We start from the raw sequence: 16,686 nt of genomic DNA on the forward strand, positions 1-16,686 counted from the left end.
CGGGTCTCACGACCCCACCCCAATGCGAAAGAGGCTGTCATGACGAAGGAGACGCTACATGTCCGGTGACGGGACCGGCACGACCTCGCACGACACGGAACACGACGCTTACGACCAGGTGTTCGTCCTGCTCGGTTGGGCGTGGGACGTCGCAACCGCCGCGCGGGCGTCCACCCGCTACACGGTCACGCACGCGCCCGTGTCAACAATCGGCGCGCTCGGCGCACTTATACGCATCGACGCCGATTACGCGGCAACGGTGGACCTGTCCCGACCGCTGTTGGCCGTACCGCTTCCCGGATCGGGAACGCCCCTAGTGATCGACGGATGGCACCGCATACACAAGGCGCAGCGAACCGGCGTCACCGAACTGCCGGTCATCCTCCTGAACGCCGACGACGAACGCGCATGCCGTCTCATGGGCGGCAGTGTCAGGCGCCGCTGGTAGACCGGCAGGGACGGCACACACCGCGCCACGCGCGACAAGGGGCCCGGGTAGGCGGAACGCCACCCGGGCCCCGCACGCGCCGCCGTGGGCGCGGCCCCGCACGCGCCGCCGTGGGCGCGGCCCCGCACGCGCCGCCGTGGGCGCGGCCCCGCACGCGCCGCCGTGGGCGCGGCCCCGCACGCGCCGCCGTGGGCGCGGCCCCGCACGCGCCGCCGTGGGCGCGGCCCCGCACGCGCCGCCGTGGGCGCGGCCCCGCACGCGCCGCCGTGGGCGCGGCCCCGCACGCATCAGAGAACCCCCTGATCTTCGCCGCGCGCCTTCTAGCGAAGATCAGGGGGTTCGAATGTGGCCCCGTCCCTCGCTCGAGTGGGGGAGGAGGGACGGGGCTGAGTTGAAGCAGGACCCATGACTCCCCTCCATGGGTCGACTGCCTCAACTCGGGAGAGGGAGGGCCTGTCACCCCGACAGGCGCCGTCCCTCGTTTGGTCTCACCAGGCGTTGCCTGGAAACATCCTGTGTTTGAGCAGCTTGTCGGTCTGGTCGGCCGCCGCCTTCACGTCTCCGCACGGTGAGAGGTAGCCGAACCTTCCGCGCTGGGCCTCGTGGTAGGCCCACATTCCGCCCGAAACGGCTCGGGCGCTCACGATGGTTCCCACGTGCTTGTGCTGGCCAGGGACGTACACCCAGAGGAACGGCTCCCAGAGTGCGGGCAGGGCGACCGGGACCGGGAACTCTTCAGGACGGTAGAGCCGGATAGCGCGGTAACCCAAGGGTTTGAGTGCCGTGCTGAGCAAGTCCAGGTACTGCACGGCCGTCGATCGTCCGAGGTGCGTGCGCAGCCGTAGCACGCGCCGCTCAACTCGGACGCTCAGCGGTCGAGTTTGGCCCATACGATCTTTCCCCCTTTGCTAATCGGTTGCACGCCCCACTCACGGACTAGAAGTGCCATCATGAGAAGGCCGCGTCCCGACTCCGCGGTTTCCTCAGCCTCCTGAATGACCGGCATATTGGGCCCCTGATCCCAGACGGCCACGACCACTGAGCCGTCATACTCTTCCTCGAAGATCCAGACTACAATTTGTCCGGTTCTGGTGTGTTCGTAGGCGTTAGTTACCAATTCGTTGACGACTGTCCGCCCCACGTAGTCGTCCTCGATTCCGCGGTCGCTGAAGCACTTCGCGAGGAAGTCTCTGGAGTGCCGTGGTGCGTGGAAGTTGGAATCTACGACTAGCTCGTTTACCACGACCCTCCTCCCTGCATCGATCATGGCCAGTCGCCTCCGGGCTCGATTGCGCGCGCTTGGTTGGATTGCGCCGTAACGGCTAGTCGAATCATTGCCGCTGTGGCACGCTGAGTGGTGAAGTGTTCACGATGACCAGCCAAACGCGGGCCGTTCTCCAGAATGGGCTAGCCGTCACTGGTCATCGCTAGCCATCACTGGCCATCAGAAGCCGAGACGCGTGGAAAGCGAGCGTGGAAAGATGCCGCAGCGACCGAGAGATCTCCACCCGTGGGAGTCGCCGGAAGCCCTGTTCGGAAGTGAACTGCGGTACTACCGGGAGGCGGCGAAGATGTCCTGCGCACAACTCGCCAACAAGATCCCGTTCTCGAAGAGCACGATAAGCGCGGTAGAGCGGGCCGAACTCCGGTGCGACCGCAGCCTCGCGGTCGCGGCCGATCCGGTTCTCGACACAGGGAACGCCCTCACCCGTCTCTGGGACGGACTCTTCAAAGGATCTGGAGCAGTGCCCATCTGGTTCTCAGACTGGTATAAGCACGAGCCTGATTCGACACACATCCGCAGCTACCAGCCGCTCGTCGTGGACGGTCTACTTCAGACCCCCGCCTACGCCCGTGCGTTGCTCGACGGAAACGAGGCGGCTGTGGAAACCCGCATGTCGCGGCAGGAGATCCTGGCGCGAGACAACGCTCCTACCCTGCTGTGTGTGATCGACGCATCCGTCCTGTACCGCGATGTCGGTGGATCAGAGACCATGCACGAGCAGCTCATGCACCTCATCGAGGTGTCATCATCCAAGGTGAGAATCCAGGTCGTCCCCAGCATTCAGCACGGCGGTCTCGCGGGTGGCTTTGTTATCGGTACGCTGGCCAATGGTAGCGAGATAGCATATCGAGAGGGTATCCTTCGGGGCGAAACGACCACCGACCGCGGAGACATCACAAGCCTCACGGAGACCTTTGCTCTCATCCAGGCACATGCGTACCCCCTAAGTCAATCCGCGGCTCTGATTGAGAAAGTGGCGAAAGCGAAATGGACCTAATCGACGCCAACTGGCGCAAGGCTTCTCGTAGCGCTGACAACGGTGGCCACTGTGTCGAGGTTGCGAGTGGTGCGAATGCAGTGGCAATTCGCGACAGCAAGGACCCTCATGGCCCCAAGATTCTTGTAAGCCGTGAGAACTTTCGGCGTTTTGCTGAGGCCCTCAAGAATATCTAGTTTGTATGGAGGCCCGAAGCGACGCCGGGAGCCTCATGGTCACGTGTTCGGGCCCGACCCGGCTAAGAAGATCAGATGCCCGGCCGGTCGAAATTTTTGAACGGCACGGGCTGTTCGACTTGCGGTGGTTGGTAGCAAGCCGGATCATGAAGTCCACTGGGTTCATGTCCCGAAACCCGTAACACCACCGTGGGACAGGCTTCGGAGGGCATCCTGTACTTAGAATCCGCCACGTCGTACCCGTGCTCGCCGACCCCGCTAAGCCGTCCACTAGTCCGCCGACCCTCTCTTGATCTTGGCGGCGCCCACGGTGCCGAGCGCCTCGAGCTACATCCATGAGTATTAGGTGTGGTTGTTGTGGCCTTGGCTGATTCGTAGGAGGGGGCGGGTGGTGCCGGTCCAGTCGGGGCGGTTGTAGGGCTCTACGCCGATGGCTGGGCGGCAGGTGGAGCAGCGGGCGGCGATCATTCGGCCGTGTCCGATGACGAGGCCGACGTGGCCGGGGCGGTTGGTGGAGGTGCCGGGGCCGGAGTTGAAGAAGACGAGGTCGCCGGGTTGGGCTTGGTTGTTGGGTACGCGGACGCCGAAGGGCCATTGGGTGAAGGTGGTGCGTGGGATGGTGATGCCTGCGGCTTTGTAGGCGGCTTGGACGAGGCTGGAGCAGTCCCAGGCGTTGGGGCCGGTGGCGCCGAAGACGTAGGGCTTGCCGCGTTGGGCCATGGCGAAGGCGATGATTTTCGCGATGGTCTCGTTGGGTGCGGTGATGGCGGCGGCTTCGGCGCACTCGGCGGGTGGGCTGGTCTCGGTCGGTGTGTTGGTGGTGGGTGTGGTCTTGTACTTGTGGGCGCGGCTGAGGACGTTGTCGACGTAGGTGTTGCTGTGGTTGTAGGCGAAGAGGGCTGTGCGCATCTTGGTTGGTGCGCCGTTGTGGCGGAGGTAGTTGGCGGCTGCGGGGATGGCGTCGGCGGGGTCGTAGCGGTCTTTTCTGCCGTCGTGGTTTCCGTCGACGCCGAAGGCGGTCCAGGTGGCGGGTAGGAACTGCATGGGGCCACCGGCTCCTGCGTGGTTCGCGCCGGAACGGACGCCCGGTGCGGTCGAACGTCCGTGATCGGACTCGACGGACCCGATGGCGGCGAGGATCTCCCAAGGGATGCCGTAGTCGGCTGCGGCTTTGCGGTAGAGGGCAAGGTAGTTGGCGGGTATCCCGGCGACTGGTGGCCCCATGGCTTGCGGCGCGCAAGCGTCGGATGTGGGCGCGAGGCTGGTGATGGCGCCGATGAAGACGACCGCTAGAAGCACGACGGCGATGATGAGTGCGATTACTGGCAACCCGGCTCCTCCGTCTGGGCGGGATGGGTTTCCGGTGATGGCGGTGCGAGCTTGAGGTCGGTCAGTCGGCTGCGGGGGCCGTCCTTTCCCGCTGGGAGCCATACCGGTCCAGCGGGGCCCTCGGTTGTGGTGTTGGCGGAAGTGTGGACGGCCGTGGCGACCGGGATCGGCGGTGTTCCCAGTAGGACGCGCAGATGGGCTTCGCGGCGGGCGTTGGGAAGCCAGAACAGGACTGGTGTCGTTATGCCGGTGGCCTCGGTGAGGGCCTCGTAGCCGTTGAGTTTGGCGGCGACTTTGGCGAGGGTGACGCTGCCGGTGTCGTGTTCGAGGAAGAAGTCGATGGTTGTTGGGCTCTTGTCGTCTTGGGTGGTGTCGGTCCATCGGCCGTAGGCGTCTGGGCGGGCGAGGTCTCCCCATAGTTGGGTGCAGCGGCGTTCGGGCCACCATTTGTCGAGGTGCGCGTCAGGTGTTCGGCGGGCGTGGGCGTGGAGTTGGGTGAAGAACTCGTTGACGCCGACCTGGTGGGCCAGGTGCCGGGAATGGCTGATCTGTAGGACGGTGGCGCGGCGGTAGCCGAGTCCGGCAAGGGTGGTGTCGTGATGGGCCGCCAGGTGCTGGGCGCCTAGGGGGCCGATGAGCCAGTGGTAGGGCGCCGCTCCCACGGGCACCCAGGGTTGGAATCGTTCGAGGGCCTTGAGGTGGAAGAGTTTCAAGAGGCGGTCGCGGGCCTTGCCGGGTGTGGTGAAGAAGATGGCGGCGAGTTGGTGCGTGGTGAGGACGCGGTGTTCCCAGACCAGTTCCAATAGTGCCCGGTCTCGGTCGGTGAGGCGTGCGCGGAGTTCGAGGAAGAGTTCAGGTGTTGCCCGGAGGGGCGTGCTGGGTGTTCGGCGGTGACGGATCGTCTTCTTCACTGTGGCCGGCCCTCCGTGGCGGTCGGGTGCTCGGTGCGCGGGTCGCCTGAGAGTGGTTTGGTCTTGCCGGTGGTGGGCCTGGAAGTCGTCATGCGTGGGGTGAAGCGGTCGCGTGAGGCGGCGCGGATCTGGTCGGCGCGGTCCTGGATCGGGGCGCTGAGTGGACGAGTTCGGAAGGTGAATGCCTGGGTGGGGTGGCCCGCCGCGGTGACGAGGCGTCCGGTGGCCTGGTAGGCGCCGAGGTGGGCGAGGTCGTGTGCGGACAGGACGGGGCCGACGTGGCGGGCAAGGTCTGTGGCGTCCTCGGGCGAGGCCGCGAAGTAGATCTTGTTGCGGGCGTCCGCGGAGACGGCGTCGCGTAGGTCCTTGGGCAGTTGGGACAGGTGCTGGTGGGCTAGAACGAGTGAGAGCCGGTAACCGCGGGCCTCGGCGAGGATGTCGCTCACCGAGCCGGGCAGGTTGAGGAAGTTGTGGCATTCGTCGATGTAGGCGGACGAGTCCGGGCGCTGGTGTTCGGGCAGCGCGGCGCGGCGGGTGATGCCCTGCCAGGTGTGCGCGAGGAGGAGCGAGCCCATGAGGCGGGCGGCGTCCTCGCCGAGAACGCCTTTGGGGAGGCGGGCCAGGACGAGGCCGCCGTTGTCGATGTGGCGGGCCAGGTCGACGGTCGAGCCGGTTGCCGAAAGGGCTTGATGGACGAACGGGCGTAGCAGGACGGCGCGGAGCTTGTTCATCACGGGGCCGATTGCTGCGGCTCGTCCGGCCGGTGACAGTTCGTCGTATCCAGCCCAGAAGCCGCGTAGAAGATCGTCGGAGAGGCGCCCGACCACACGGGCACGGAAAGCCGAGTCGGTGAGGAGTTGCGGGATCTGGGCGAGGGTGGCTCGGGAGCCGTGGGCGCGCATGAGGCTCAGGCAGGCTGAGCGCAACAGGTCGTCCAGCCGCGGCCCCCAGGAGGACCGGAAACAGCGGTGGAAGATCGACACGACCGAGTCGACGGCGAATGCAGGGTCTGGGCCGGACAGGATTCCGACCGAGGGCGGCGGCGCCGGGTCGGACGGGTCGAACACGACCGTTCGGCCTGCCATGCGGTTCGGGAGCCGGTCTAGGACGTCGGCGATCAGGTCGCCTTTGGGATCGATGACCAGGGCGCCTCGTCCGTCGTGTGCGTCGGCTAGGACGAGAGAGGCGAGAAGGGTGGATTTGCCGACGCCGGTCTGCCCGAGGACGTGGACGTGTTGCCGGGCCCCGGTGACCGGTAGCGCGACGGGGCGCGGGTGGCCCGCGTCGGCGTCGCCGAGTGGTCGTGCGGGCCCGGTGATGGCGTTCGGGCCGGTGGGCACGTTCGGCGACGGCGCGACCGGTTGAGCGCCCGCGCGGACGATCGCGGGCGCGTCCGCGTCCAAGGGCAGATGAGCGAGTGCCGCCAGCTCGTCGGCGCCGAGCAGGTAGCCGCGTCCTAGCCGCCGCTCGTGCAGGGTGAAGGCGGGGTCTCGTAGTCTCCGGCGGCGTAGGTGCTGGTGGCCGGAGGCGTACAGTGCGGCGACCGCGGCGACGGCGTGGGCTCGTCCGCGCAGCCACTTGCGCGAGCGTTCGGTGTCGGGCGCGGCGACGGCGTATCGGATGTCGACCGCGAAGCGTGGTTGCGCCGCCTTGGCGAGGATCGCTCGGACCTGCTCTGCGCGTTCCGGGTGCGCGCTGGCCTGGAGGTGGTGGGCCGGGTAGCCGGGTGAGCTGGTGCGGGCCCCGGGTGTGATGAGGTCGAAGAAGAAGGCCCGTGAGGACGCGGGGCTTCCGCCCTTGAGAGAGGCCGCGACGCGGTGGGCCCGTGCGAGGCGGCGGCCGGTGACGGGGCGGGCGAGGATCTGGACGGCGGCGTACTGGCCTTCGTCCAGCCCGGACACCGCGCCGAGGAGCGAGCGGATCGGGTCGGTGTGGTGATCGGTCTTCAGTGGGTGCGAGTCGTCCCGTGCCAGCACGAGACGGCCTCCGACCGCCGGACGCTCCAACGGGATGGGCGACGTTGCGGGGCCGGTCGTGGTGGTGGCTCCTGGCCAGGCGGCCCGGATGGTCTCCTCGACCATCCCGGGCGGCACCGTGCCGGGAACCCAGATCTGGACGCGGACCCCGGCGGCGTCGGCGATGTACTCGAAGACCAGGTGCGGTTGGCCGAACAGCCAGCGTTTCCAGGCCGGGACGAGTAGGCCGGTCTGGTGGGCCCACCATGCGGGCGCGCTCGCCGGGTCGACCTGCGGTGGCACCGACACGGTGATCAGGCGGGCGTCGGGTTCGAGTCGCCGGGCTTGCCAGCGCCACAGCATTGCACGCGCGACCCGGAACGCCAGGACGACGACTCCTGTCCCGAACGCGAGGGCCGGCCCGTAGTGCGCGACGAGTGCCGGGATGCGCTCGGTCTTGTCGAAGATGTGCGTCCAGTTCGGGACGTCGTTGAGCGTGATCACAGCGGGTCGCCCTCTCCGTCGTAGTGGTCGAGTAGCTCGGCGGGATCTGTGGTGATGACCTGGTGTTCGGCGGGTGAGGAGATGGCGGCGAAGGCGGCCCGATCACTGGCGTTTCCGCCGCAGAGGAGGCCCTCGCCCCTTTCCGCGGACAACAGGAACGACCGCTCGCCTTCGGAGAGGCCGAACGCGTCGCCTACGGCGGTGATGGCCTGGGGTGCCTGGCGGAGCAGGATCTGAGTCGCGGAGTTGGCGACCACGGCACGGCCGAGGTCGGAGGCGAGCAGGTCGGCGGCGTCCTGGGTGACGACGGTCAGCCCGGCCCAGTGTTTGCGGGCGGACTTGGCGAGCCGGTAGAGGAAGCGGGCGCCTTCGGCCTCCTTCATCAGCATCCACGCCTCGTCAACGATGACCAGGCGGGGACGGCGGTCGGCGGGGTTGGCGACCTTGCGCCAGATCGCGTCCAGTGCCAACAGGACGCCGACCGACTTGATCTCCTCGGGTAGGTCCCGGAGTGAGAACACCACTAGGTGCCCGTCCGGCCGTGTCGTCGTGGCCTGTGAGAAGAGTTCCTTGTAGGAGCCGGAGACGTACGGGATGAGGCGGTCGGCGATCGCCGCGCCCTCGGGGTGTGAAGCGGCCGAGAGGTGTTCCACGAGGTCGGCCAGGAGAGGCGCCGGGCGTGACCATGTCGCCGGGGCGGAGTTGATGCCTCGGGCGGCGTAGGCGGCGAGTACGGCACGGTCGAGGACGGCCCGTGCGGACGGTTTCAGCGGTTCGCCGAGCATGGCGGCGACGAGTGTCTGGGTGAACAGTGCCCGTCGAATCAGGGTGTCGTCACCTTGGTCGGTGGGCAGGTCGAACGGGTTGAACGCGACCCCTTGGGCGCCGAGACCGAGGTGGGCGCCGCCGGTGGTTTCGGCCAGGGCGCGGTATTCGTCTTCGGGGTCGATCACCGATATCTCGACCCCGTGGTAGAGCAGCCGCAGCACTTCGAGCTTGGTGAAGTAGCTCTTGCCCGCGCCGGACCGTGCCAGGACGACGGAGTTGTGGTTGTCCTGGGCGAACCGGTCCCAGAGCACGACCCCGGAGCTGGCGACGTTGACGCCGTAGAGGACGCCGGTCGGTCCTGCGGGGGCGTTGAGGTCGGGTGAGGCGAACGGGAACGAGGCGGCCAACGCCTGGGTGTCGAAGGTGCGGCGTTGCCGGATCGCGTCGGCGCCGAGAGGGAGACTGGTCGTCCAGCCTTGGAGGGTGCGGAAGGTGGTGGGTTGGGCGTCCAACAGCAGCGACGCGGCCAAGGCCCGCACCTGTTGGACCTCGGCCTCCAGTTCCGCGGCGTCCAGCGCATGGACGGTTAGATACAGCCCGACACGGAACAGGCGACCGTGACCGCGCGCCAGCGAGGAGGCCAACTCGGCGGCGTCATCGGCGGCGGCCTCGGCGTTGAAATCGGCCAAGCGTCCCGCCTCGGCATTCGCGCGGGCGCCCGACTCCAGCCGCGCCAACTGCCGCCGGAGCCGCTGCGCAGCGACCATGGGTGGAATCGGCTCGACGTGCAACGAGACGTCCAGGCGGCCGGGGTAGGTGAGCAGCGGCTCCAGCCAGCCCGCGCCGACCTCGCGCGGGTATCCGGCGATCGCGAACGACGCACAGCACCCGTCCGGCAGATCCAACGACGAGGCGTTGATTCGCAGCGCGGACGGCCCGAGCAGGTCACCCAATTCAGTGGAACCCTCTTCGCCGGTGACTCGGCGGGGTCGCGCAGCGGTGCCGGTGATCCGGGACCACACCGTGCGGACCAGCGAAGGATGAGCGGCGGTCATCGGATCTCCCCGCGGGCGTCGTCCGCGATGAGGACCTTTGGGAGGGCGCCGCGGTCGAGGCTGATCAGGTCGGCCTGCGGGAATTGGCGGCGGGGCCGGGTCATGTCTGGGATCCTTCGGTCGTGTGGTCGCCGGTCACGGGCTGGTCGAGATCAGCGGCTGGGAAAGGGCGCGTCTGGCTGGGCGAGAACGCCTCGGACAGGACACGAACGCACCCGTCCGCGTCCAGGGCTTGGGCGGTGACCCCGAAACCGGTCAGTGCGCGGACGGTGTCGAGGGCGCGGCGCGCGACGATCACGGCGCTGGCCTGCCGTGCTTTGCCCCGTCCTCGACGTCCCGTGCCAGGCGTTGCGGGCTGGTCGCGCAGGACGATCAGCACCTCACGCACCAGCAGATTCCGGGACGTGCCCAGCTCGGCGAGGTAGGCGGCGTGTCCCTCGGCGGCCTGCCGTAAGGCGGGATGCGGCAACCTGGACGCGGCCTCCATGACCCGGTCGGTGAGCTCGGACAGATCCACCGGACGCGCCTGCACAACAATCTGCACCGGAGATTCCAGGGAGTTGAGCCACCGTCCGAAGAACCCGACGAGCGCGGTCTGCTCAGCGGCGGTACGAAGCCCGAGCGAGATGGTTCCCGCCCGGACGAGCGCGGCGGTTCCACCCCCGTCCAGTTCCATGACGCCGTCCTGTCGGATGGCGCGAACCGGGAACCGCAGCGGTCCGGGGAGTCTGCCGCGTACCTGGCACCACGCCGGAGGTTCCAACACTCCTTCGGGCGCGCAGACCAGCGTCCGGCGACGGCGCAAATGCTCCAGGGCGGCGAGCGCGAACCTGTCCAGGCTCATGCCGTCGCGACGGCCGAGCGCCAACGAGCATCCGGCTGCCACCAGCGGAAAGCACAGTCCGACGACGATCGGGACCGGCAGGACCGGCGCCGCCGCCATGAAGACCGACACCGTGACCACGGCGGTCGTGCCGAGGATGGCGACCTGGCGGCCGGTGAGCCCGTACATGATCTTGTCGGGTTGTTCGATGTCGGCGGGGATGCGCGCCGACAAGGGCTCGTGGGCGTCGTTCATCGGTGTCTCCTGGCGTGACGGCGCTGTTGCGGTGGATCCAGACGCACGAACGTGCGCGGTGCCGGACGGTGCGGGTTGCCGGTTCGCCGGTTGGGGCGGGCGGGTTGGTGCGGTGGGACAGGCGGCCGTGGGCGTCCGTCGCCGGTGGGGCGGCCGGGCCCGGATAGGCCGGACGGGCGGGGCCGTGGGATGGCCTGTGACGCGGCGTCGTGGCCGGGCCTATGGGGCGCGCCGGTGCCCGTGCGTTCTGCCGTGTGCTGACCGTTGCGGGGCGGCGGAATGGCCGCGTGACGTGCCCGGTTCTGATGGTCGGGGCTGTGCCGTTCACCGGAACGGCCACCTTGGGCACCGGCCCGATCGGGTTGGGGACCGGGCCCGCCGTTTGGTCCGCCGTTCGGGCTGCCCTGCGGCCCGCCGCGCCCGTGACCTCGCCCACCTGGCCCCGGGCCGGGGCGAGGGCGCCCGGCTCCCGCGTTCCTGGTCGAGGGCCGCGGCCCCTTCCCGCCGTGAGTGGCTCGGCGGGTCGCGCGGGTGACGGCGCCGACCGCCTTATAGAGGACGAGCGTTTTGACGAGTTGGCGGAGCGTGCGCGATTGCGTGGACTGCCACACGGTGCGCGCGACCCAACGCGGGATGCGAATCAAGATGAACAGCAGCGCGATGATCAACAGGAGGTCGACCAGCTCGGCCTGATTGGTCGGAAGCCCGACGAAGAACTGTTCGCTGTCGCTTTCCTGGGATAGCAGCAGTTGCAGCGCGGTGATGAACACGAACGATTGACAGACCTGGATCGCCAGCGTCCCGGAGATACCTCGCCACCACAGCCGAGCCAATCCATCGGTGAGAGGTAGGACGTGGAACATCAGCGCGATCGGAGCCAGCGCGATCAAGACCATGGTGATCGCCAGGCGCGTCACGTACTGGAACAGCAGAATCGCCGCGAGGACCACCACGATCAGCGAAACGATGGTGTAAAACGCGCCGCCGGTGTTGATGGAGGCTTCGATGCCTCCGGCGAGCGCCGCTCCGGCCTGGTCGGGGTCGATCCTGTCGGTGCCGTTCATCAAGATCGCTGAGGCGAGACCGTTGGCGAGCCGGATGCCGTAGCCGATCCAGATGAGGCTGGTGTTCATCGCGATGAACGCCAGCACCAGACGCGGGACGACCTGGCTCGGTGACGTCTCGCCCGCGAAGGTCTGACCGGTCATCAACAGCACACCGGCGAAGGTCACCAGGAGTACGAAGCAGGTGTCGGCGATCGCCAGCGATGTGGTCCAGATCTGTTCGGTCCGCTGCATCGGCCCCGAGCCGATCTCCGGCGTGGCGAACTGAGTCGCGGCTAGCGTCCCCATCACCGGCTCCAAAGCGGCGCTGGCCAGCGTCTGGAACCAACCCGTGATCGCCTGCTTGGCCTTGCAACCGAAATCGGCCCAGCCGCAATCGTCGTCGCCTTCCCCAGCCGGGGTTCCCTCACCGGTGTCACCACCGCTCGGCGCCGTGGAGGGCGCCTCGGACGGTGTGGTGGACGGTGCTTCGGTCGCAGGAACCGAGGGCGTTACCGGCGGTGTGGGAGGCGAGGTCACGCTCGGCGCTGGGGACGGCGACGGTGGTGGCGCGGCGGCGTCCGCGTGCCGGACCAGGCCCAGCACGCAGCCACCCGCCACCAACACGACCCCGAAGGCGACCGCCACGCGCGAACCCTTCGGCGGGAAGGCACGCACGGTCAGATACCGACGACGTATTGCAGGATCTGCACCAGCACGGGAGCCAAGGCCGCGATGCCGTACCCGATCGCCGCGTTGCGGAGGGTGCGCTTACCCGCCTCGGCCTCGCCAGGGTCACCCCCGGCCAGCAGGTAACGGACACCGCCGATCGTGGCGAACAGCGTCGCCAGCGCGACCAGCAGACCGACGATGACGTTGCGGAGATTCCCGATGACCTGCTCAAGCCGGGCGTTGTCCGCCAGAACGACGGGACCGCCTCCGGCCTGGGCCGCCGAGTTCAGCGTGACCGCCACCACCGCGGTGGACAGCAGCAGACCGATACAGCCGACCAGGACGGCGGCGGCAACACGGGTCTTGCTCACGCGGACGAGACAGGACCGAGAGCGGGACGGGAGAAGCCAGGACGGTGGACGGATGCTCAACTGAGAGCCCTCCAAGCACGAGCATGACGCGGCGGACGGTGACGGCGAACGCGGAGCACGAATCAAGGTGTGGACGGCGATGTCGTCCGGTGAGAGGAGCCTCAGGGGAAGGCGGGACCAGGGCCTTGCGGGTGTCCTCCTTCAAGGGCACTCGGCGGATGGTCGGACGGTGGGGACCGGGTGAACATCCGGCCCCGGCGCCTGCCTCGCCCCTGGGGCTCCTCTCGTAAAGGAAGAGACCGTTCAGACCCCGGTTGTGGACATCAGGTACTCGTAGTCGTCCCGTAGACCGTCGTCGCGGCGCATCGCTGCGACCAGCCGCATCTCGGCCCGGCGACGGCGCTTCATCAACGCCTCGTAGGACGTCCCCGAGCGCTCGGCCAGGACGGCCGGGGGCACGCGCTCCAACCGGGTCACCGCGATGAGCTCGGCCTCCTCCGCAGTGATCACGCCTTGGCGGGCCGCCGCGTCCAGCAACATTTCGGGGTGCCCACTGGTCGAGTTCGCCGCGGGTTCCAGCGCGGCCATGACGGACGGGTCGACGCGCACCGTCCGCACATGGGCCTGGTCGGCGCGCACCACGGCCTTGACCGACCGTGACACCAGCCGCTGGGCGATCCTCGGCCGGTCCAGATCGATGCGCGGCAACGCGTGGAAGAACGCCGCCAGCAGATCACCCGCGACCCTCCCGGTCCCGGCCTCCGCGCCGGTGTCCAGATGGGCCAGGTGGTCACGCACGGCCGCCTTCAACCCCGGCAAGGCGACGCCGACGCACCCGACGACCCAGGCCGGGCCGTGGCGGCGGGCGCGCGTGACCAGGTCCCTCCACACCAGGTCGCGGGTCTCGGGCGTGGTCGCCGGGTGCAGCAGGATCGCCCGCAGCTCATCGAGCCCGATCAGACGCGCGGGCAACCCGTGCCCGAGCGCTGCGCCGTCCACCGTCAACGGCGCCGGGCCCCGCGTCAACGCCGCGAATCCCCTCTCCGCCACGTCCAGGACGTGCGGGATCTCGGCACCGGCGCGGCCGGGACGCTCCTCGACGGTGCGGAAGGAGTGGCCACGAGAACGCGGTCCCTGGCTGGTGCCTGGGCGGCCGGTCAGACGGACAGCGCCGCCGGAGCGAGTGGTGGTGTGCATGTGGACCCCCTGAGTGGTCGGCTTGCGGATCGGACGCCGACATCTCCTCAGAGGCCATGTGCAGATCATGAGCACCAACCGGGTCGACGCCTTGCACAGCCCCACACCCGAACCGGCCTCGGACCTGCTCACGATCTGCACAAAATCGCGGTGACCAGCCAGAACACGAGGTGTTCACCATGAGCACGCCGGAGGTACCCTCCGCAGGTCAAGTCGCGGCAACTGCTTAAAATCGCGCTGACCTGCATGAACATAGGGCCAGAGTGTGAGCTGCAAAGGAGATTCAAAACCCTGAATCGCCTCCTTGCGGCACCCACCCGGCCGAGGCGACCGCCCCCAGAACGCTGTGACTAGGGCCCTTTGGTTGCTCGCTGTCGCCCCTTGCTCCGTACCCCCCTTCACCTGGTGCGGTGTGGCCCGGCGGGGGCGGTCGGAGACGTTCGTTGTCCAAGTCCCAGGCGTGGTGGGTCTGTTCCTTAGTGAGACAGGGGACCGGGCGACCATCACGGGTCACCCATCATGAACAGCACCAACGGACCGACTCCGACACCCGCCACCCCCGCGCGGCAGCTCCTGCCGCTGACCGTCTGGCTGTGCCCCGACGACACCACCGACCAGCCCACCAAACCCAGCGGCCAGCCATGCCAGAGACCGGCCCACCACGCCGCACCCACCAGAATCTGCGACCGGCACCGCGCGAGCATCAGCACCGCGCTGGCCCGCCACATCATCAACGCCGCCACCCGCGAAGGCGAGGTGATCGCCGAGGCGTTCACCCCCAACCACGCCACCCTGACCGCTGCCGCGCAACTGGGCCGCAGGGCCGTCGCCTGCGTCCCGCACCCCCCGATGGCCCGGCACATCGGCACGCAACTCCGCGCGACACTTCCCCGTGAACGGCTGGGCCGGGTAGCGATGCGGCCGTGCCGCGCCGACCAGATGCACCGTGGCGTCGCCGACCACCTCGGCCAGGTCGCGCTCGTGATCGCCACCCCACCGGTATCCGGAACGAGCGCCCAAGACCGCACCAGAACCAGGAGAGCCCCCGGCGGGTGCCCGGCGTGCTTGTCCGACGTCCTGGCGGGCAGCGCCTTCCAGGCCCGCTCATTCCTGCCCGCAGCGTTCCGCCTCCTGCGGCCGGGCGGGCACTTGGCGGTCGTCACCACAGCCAGACACCACCACGGCCGTCTCGTTGACCCGGCACCGGAGATCATTCGGCAGGCCCGCGTGGCCGGGTTCCGTTACAGCCAGCACGCCATCGCCGTCCGCGTGCCCGTCGAAGGCGACACCCTCCTGGTCCAGGCCACACCCGGTGGCCTGGGTCAGCTCCGCGACGTCCGCTCCCGTGCCCTGCCGCCCGCGGCGCGGGTGCACGCCGACGTCTGCTTGCTCACTCGACCCGGCACCAGCGGCCAGGAGGAGGGCCGATGAACACGAACATGAACATGAACAGCCGCACCTGGCCTGGCGTGTTCACGTCCGTGCTGTGCACCGGTCAGCGTCCCTCACGGCTGCAGCGCAAGGGCCGGTATACGCCTGAGTCGATGGCGCATCCGGCCAAAATGCTGCCCGCGATCGCCGCCCAGGTCATCGCCGCCTACACCGAACCCGACGACCTGGTCATCGACCCCATGTGCGGGATCGGAACCACCCTGGTCGAAGCCGTCCACCAAGGGCGCCCCGCGATCGGGGTGGAGTATGAGGCCCGCTTCGCGCGGATGGCCGCCGGTAACCTCCGCCACGCCCGCACCCAAGGCGCCAGCGCCGCGAGCGAGGTCATCCACGGCGACGCCCGCACGATCACCACCGCCCTACCCGACCTTGCCGGTACCGCCGCGCTCATCTTGACCTCTCCGCCCTACGGGGCGGCCACGCACGGGCAGGTGCGCACCGGCCGAGACAACAGCGGCGGAAAGATCGACAAGTTCCATGGCCGCTACTCCACCGACCGCGCCAACCTCGCCCACCGCCCGACCGCCGAACTCCTCGCCGGGTTCGCGCAGATCCTCAACGGATGCGCCACGCTGCTGTGCCCTGGCGGCGTCATCGCCGTCACCGCCCGGCCCTTCCGTGTGGCTGGGGAACTGGTCGACCTGCCCGGCCAGATCGTCACCACCGCCGAAGACCACGGGCTGGTCCTGGTCGACCGGCTCGCCGCGCTGCTGTGCGGCCTTCGCGACGGGCATCTGGTCACTCGCGCCTCGTTCTTCCAGATGGTCGAGGCTCGCCGTCTGCGTGAACACGGCATCCCCGCGATGGCCGTCGCCCACGAGGACCTGTTGGTGTTCCGACCAGCGTCCAGCCTCGGTGATGGAGGGGGGCGTTGAGCGGTCCCGGCCTTGACTGGGACGGACGAGACGAGCGTCCATGTCGTCGTTCCGCAACCGGGACGGCGGGCCGGTCAGCGGCCGGTAGCCGTCCCGGTTTGGCGTGGACGATCGTCACCGCCGAGGGTGACGTGGCCGCACACCTGGAGCGCGCGCAGGCGCTCGCGATCAAGGAGGTACTGCAATGGTGGACCAGACACGTAGCCCAATCCCGCTCGACGTCTTCACCCAAGGAACCCACAGCAGCCGATCCGCAGGACTGACCGGACCCGGCGGAGGAGTCCGGTCGGATGGTCCGCTACGAGTGGCGTTCGCGGGCCGTACCTCGACCGAGGACAAGCAGGACCCGACCCTGTCGCTGCCGCGTCAGCTCGCCAACAGCCAGACTGCCCTGCACACGGCCCTTCCGGGCCGGGCGGTGATCGTCGCGCACTTCTATGACATCGAGTCTGGGCGCAAGGACCTGGCCGCTCGCGGGTTCGGGCGCGGGCACGAGCGGTTCACCATTCCGATTCCGCGTGACGGCGGCATTCAGGACCTGCTGCTGGAGGCGGCCCAGGCCGATCGGCG

At 68.7% G+C, this 16,686-nt stretch carries 15 protein-coding genes; 5 read left to right on the forward strand and 10 right to left on the reverse strand.

Annotated features, from left to right (window positions below):
- The first annotated feature begins 58 nt into the window (after window positions 1-58).
- Window positions 59-448 (forward strand): ParB N-terminal domain-containing protein, encoded by a 390-nt coding sequence (locus BZB76_RS32280; RefSeq protein ID WP_121438214.1) that lies wholly within the window; start codon window positions 59-61, stop codon window positions 446-448.
- A gap of 488 nt (window positions 449-936) precedes the next feature.
- Here BZB76_RS32280 and BZB76_RS32285 read toward each other — a convergent pair whose 3' ends face one another.
- Together BZB76_RS32285 and BZB76_RS32290 are read right to left on the reverse strand one after the other, a co-directional pair.
- Window positions 937-1,257 (reverse strand): hypothetical protein, encoded by a 321-nt coding sequence (locus tag BZB76_RS32285; RefSeq protein ID WP_121438215.1) that lies wholly within the window; start codon window positions 1,255-1,257, stop codon window positions 937-939.
- Window positions 1,258-1,316: 59 nt separating this feature from the next.
- Window positions 1,317-1,715 carry an ATP-binding protein gene (locus tag BZB76_RS32290; protein ID WP_121438216.1) on the reverse strand — a complete coding sequence of 133 codons (399 nt, stop codon included), beginning with the start codon at window positions 1,713-1,715 and terminating at the stop codon, window positions 1,317-1,319.
- Window positions 1,716-1,908: 193 nt separating this feature from the next.
- Here BZB76_RS32290 and BZB76_RS32295 point away from each other — a divergent pair, with 193 nt between their 5' ends.
- Together BZB76_RS32295 and BZB76_RS32300 are read left to right on the forward strand one after the other, a co-directional pair.
- Window positions 1,909-2,730, forward strand: coding sequence for a helix-turn-helix domain-containing protein (locus tag BZB76_RS32295; RefSeq protein ID WP_147449633.1), 822 nt, complete (start codon window positions 1,909-1,911; stop codon window positions 2,728-2,730).
- Window positions 2,721-2,906: a DUF397 domain-containing protein gene (locus tag BZB76_RS32300; RefSeq protein ID WP_121438218.1), complete on the forward strand. Its 186-nt coding sequence runs from the start codon at window positions 2,721-2,723 to the stop codon at window positions 2,904-2,906. Before BZB76_RS32295 ends, BZB76_RS32300 begins: the two co-directional genes overlap by 10 nt.
- Before the next feature lie 342 nt (window positions 2,907-3,248).
- Here the strand turns inward: BZB76_RS32300 and BZB76_RS32305 are convergent, their stop codons facing one another.
- The 8 genes from BZB76_RS32305 to BZB76_RS32340 all read right to left on the reverse strand — a co-directional run bounded on the left by BZB76_RS32305 (window position 3,249) and on the right by BZB76_RS32340 (window position 13,789).
- On the reverse strand, window positions 3,249-4,235 hold the full coding sequence (locus tag BZB76_RS32305) for a C40 family peptidase (RefSeq protein ID WP_246007348.1): 987 nt from the start codon (window positions 4,233-4,235) through the stop codon (window positions 3,249-3,251).
- On the reverse strand, window positions 4,226-5,146 hold the full coding sequence (locus BZB76_RS32310; protein WP_170180871.1) for a replication-relaxation family protein: 921 nt from the start codon (window positions 5,144-5,146) through the stop codon (window positions 4,226-4,228). Before BZB76_RS32310 ends, BZB76_RS32305 begins: the two co-directional genes overlap by 10 nt.
- The gene (locus tag BZB76_RS32315) at window positions 5,143-7,605 is read right to left on the reverse strand and encodes a type IV secretory system conjugative DNA transfer family protein (protein ID WP_121438220.1); all 2,463 of its coding nucleotides are present in this window, start codon (window positions 7,603-7,605) and stop codon (window positions 5,143-5,145) included. Before BZB76_RS32315 ends, BZB76_RS32310 begins: the two co-directional genes overlap by 4 nt.
- Window positions 7,602-9,428 carry a VirB4 family type IV secretion system protein gene (locus BZB76_RS32320; protein ID WP_121438221.1) on the reverse strand — a complete coding sequence of 609 codons (1,827 nt, stop codon included), beginning with the start codon at window positions 9,426-9,428 and terminating at the stop codon, window positions 7,602-7,604. Before BZB76_RS32320 ends, BZB76_RS32315 begins: the two co-directional genes overlap by 4 nt.
- Window positions 9,429-9,528: 100 nt before the next feature.
- Entirely contained in the window at window positions 9,529-10,506 is a 978-nt protein-coding gene (locus BZB76_RS32325; protein ID WP_121438222.1) for a PrgI family protein, read from the reverse strand.
- On the reverse strand, window positions 10,503-12,197 hold the full coding sequence (locus BZB76_RS32330; protein ID WP_147449634.1) for a TrbL/VirB6 family protein: 1,695 nt from the start codon (window positions 12,195-12,197) through the stop codon (window positions 10,503-10,505). The genes BZB76_RS32325 and BZB76_RS32330 overlap by 4 nt, the downstream gene beginning before the upstream one ends.
- Before the next feature lie 32 nt (window positions 12,198-12,229).
- On the reverse strand, window positions 12,230-12,592 hold the full coding sequence (locus BZB76_RS32335; protein ID WP_211343300.1) for a pilin: 363 nt from the start codon (window positions 12,590-12,592) through the stop codon (window positions 12,230-12,232).
- Between the two features lie 303 nt (window positions 12,593-12,895).
- The gene (locus BZB76_RS32340; protein WP_121438224.1) at window positions 12,896-13,789 is read right to left on the reverse strand and encodes a hypothetical protein; all 894 of its coding nucleotides are present in this window, start codon (window positions 13,787-13,789) and stop codon (window positions 12,896-12,898) included.
- Window positions 13,790-14,308: 519 nt separating this feature from the next.
- On the opposite strand from BZB76_RS32340, the gene BZB76_RS32345 reads away from it, so the two are divergent.
- Both BZB76_RS32345 and BZB76_RS32350 read left to right on the forward strand, forming a co-directional pair.
- Window positions 14,309-15,220, forward strand: a complete 912-nt coding sequence (locus BZB76_RS32345) for a class I SAM-dependent methyltransferase (RefSeq protein ID WP_121438225.1) — start codon at window positions 14,309-14,311, stop codon at window positions 15,218-15,220.
- On the forward strand, window positions 15,217-16,116 hold the full coding sequence (locus BZB76_RS32350) for a TRM11 family SAM-dependent methyltransferase (protein WP_121438226.1): 900 nt from the start codon (window positions 15,217-15,219) through the stop codon (window positions 16,114-16,116). The genes BZB76_RS32345 and BZB76_RS32350 overlap by 4 nt, the downstream gene beginning before the upstream one ends.
- Window positions 16,117-16,686: the final 570 nt, after the last annotated feature.

The organism is Actinomadura pelletieri DSM 43383, from assembly GCF_003634705.1.
Taxonomy (GTDB): domain Bacteria; phylum Actinomycetota; class Actinomycetes; order Streptosporangiales; family Streptosporangiaceae; genus Spirillospora; species Spirillospora pelletieri.

Bases quoted from the DNA above. Each gene is read 5' to 3' on its own strand.
- BZB76_RS32340 (WP_121438224.1), bottom strand. From the start codon at position 13,789: ATGCACACCACCACTCGCTCCGGCGGCGCTGTCCGTCTGACCGGCCGC.
- BZB76_RS32320 (WP_121438221.1), bottom strand. From the start codon at position 9,428: ATGACCGCCGCTCATCCTTCGCTGGTCCGCACGGTGTGGTCCCGGATC.
- BZB76_RS32290 (WP_121438216.1), bottom strand. From the start codon at position 1,715: ATGATCGATGCAGGGAGGAGGGTCGTGGTAAACGAGCTAGTCGTAGAT.
- BZB76_RS32300 (WP_121438218.1), top strand. From the start codon at position 2,721: ATGGACCTAATCGACGCCAACTGGCGCAAGGCTTCTCGTAGCGCTGAC.
- BZB76_RS32325 (WP_121438222.1), bottom strand. From the start codon at position 10,506: ATGAACGACGCCCACGAGCCCTTGTCGGCGCGCATCCCCGCCGACATC.
- BZB76_RS32345 (WP_121438225.1), top strand. From the start codon at position 14,309: ATGAACAGCACCAACGGACCGACTCCGACACCCGCCACCCCCGCGCGG.
- BZB76_RS32280 (WP_121438214.1), top strand. From the start codon at position 59: ATGTCCGGTGACGGGACCGGCACGACCTCGCACGACACGGAACACGAC.
- BZB76_RS32350 (WP_121438226.1), top strand. From the start codon at position 15,217: ATGAACACGAACATGAACATGAACAGCCGCACCTGGCCTGGCGTGTTC.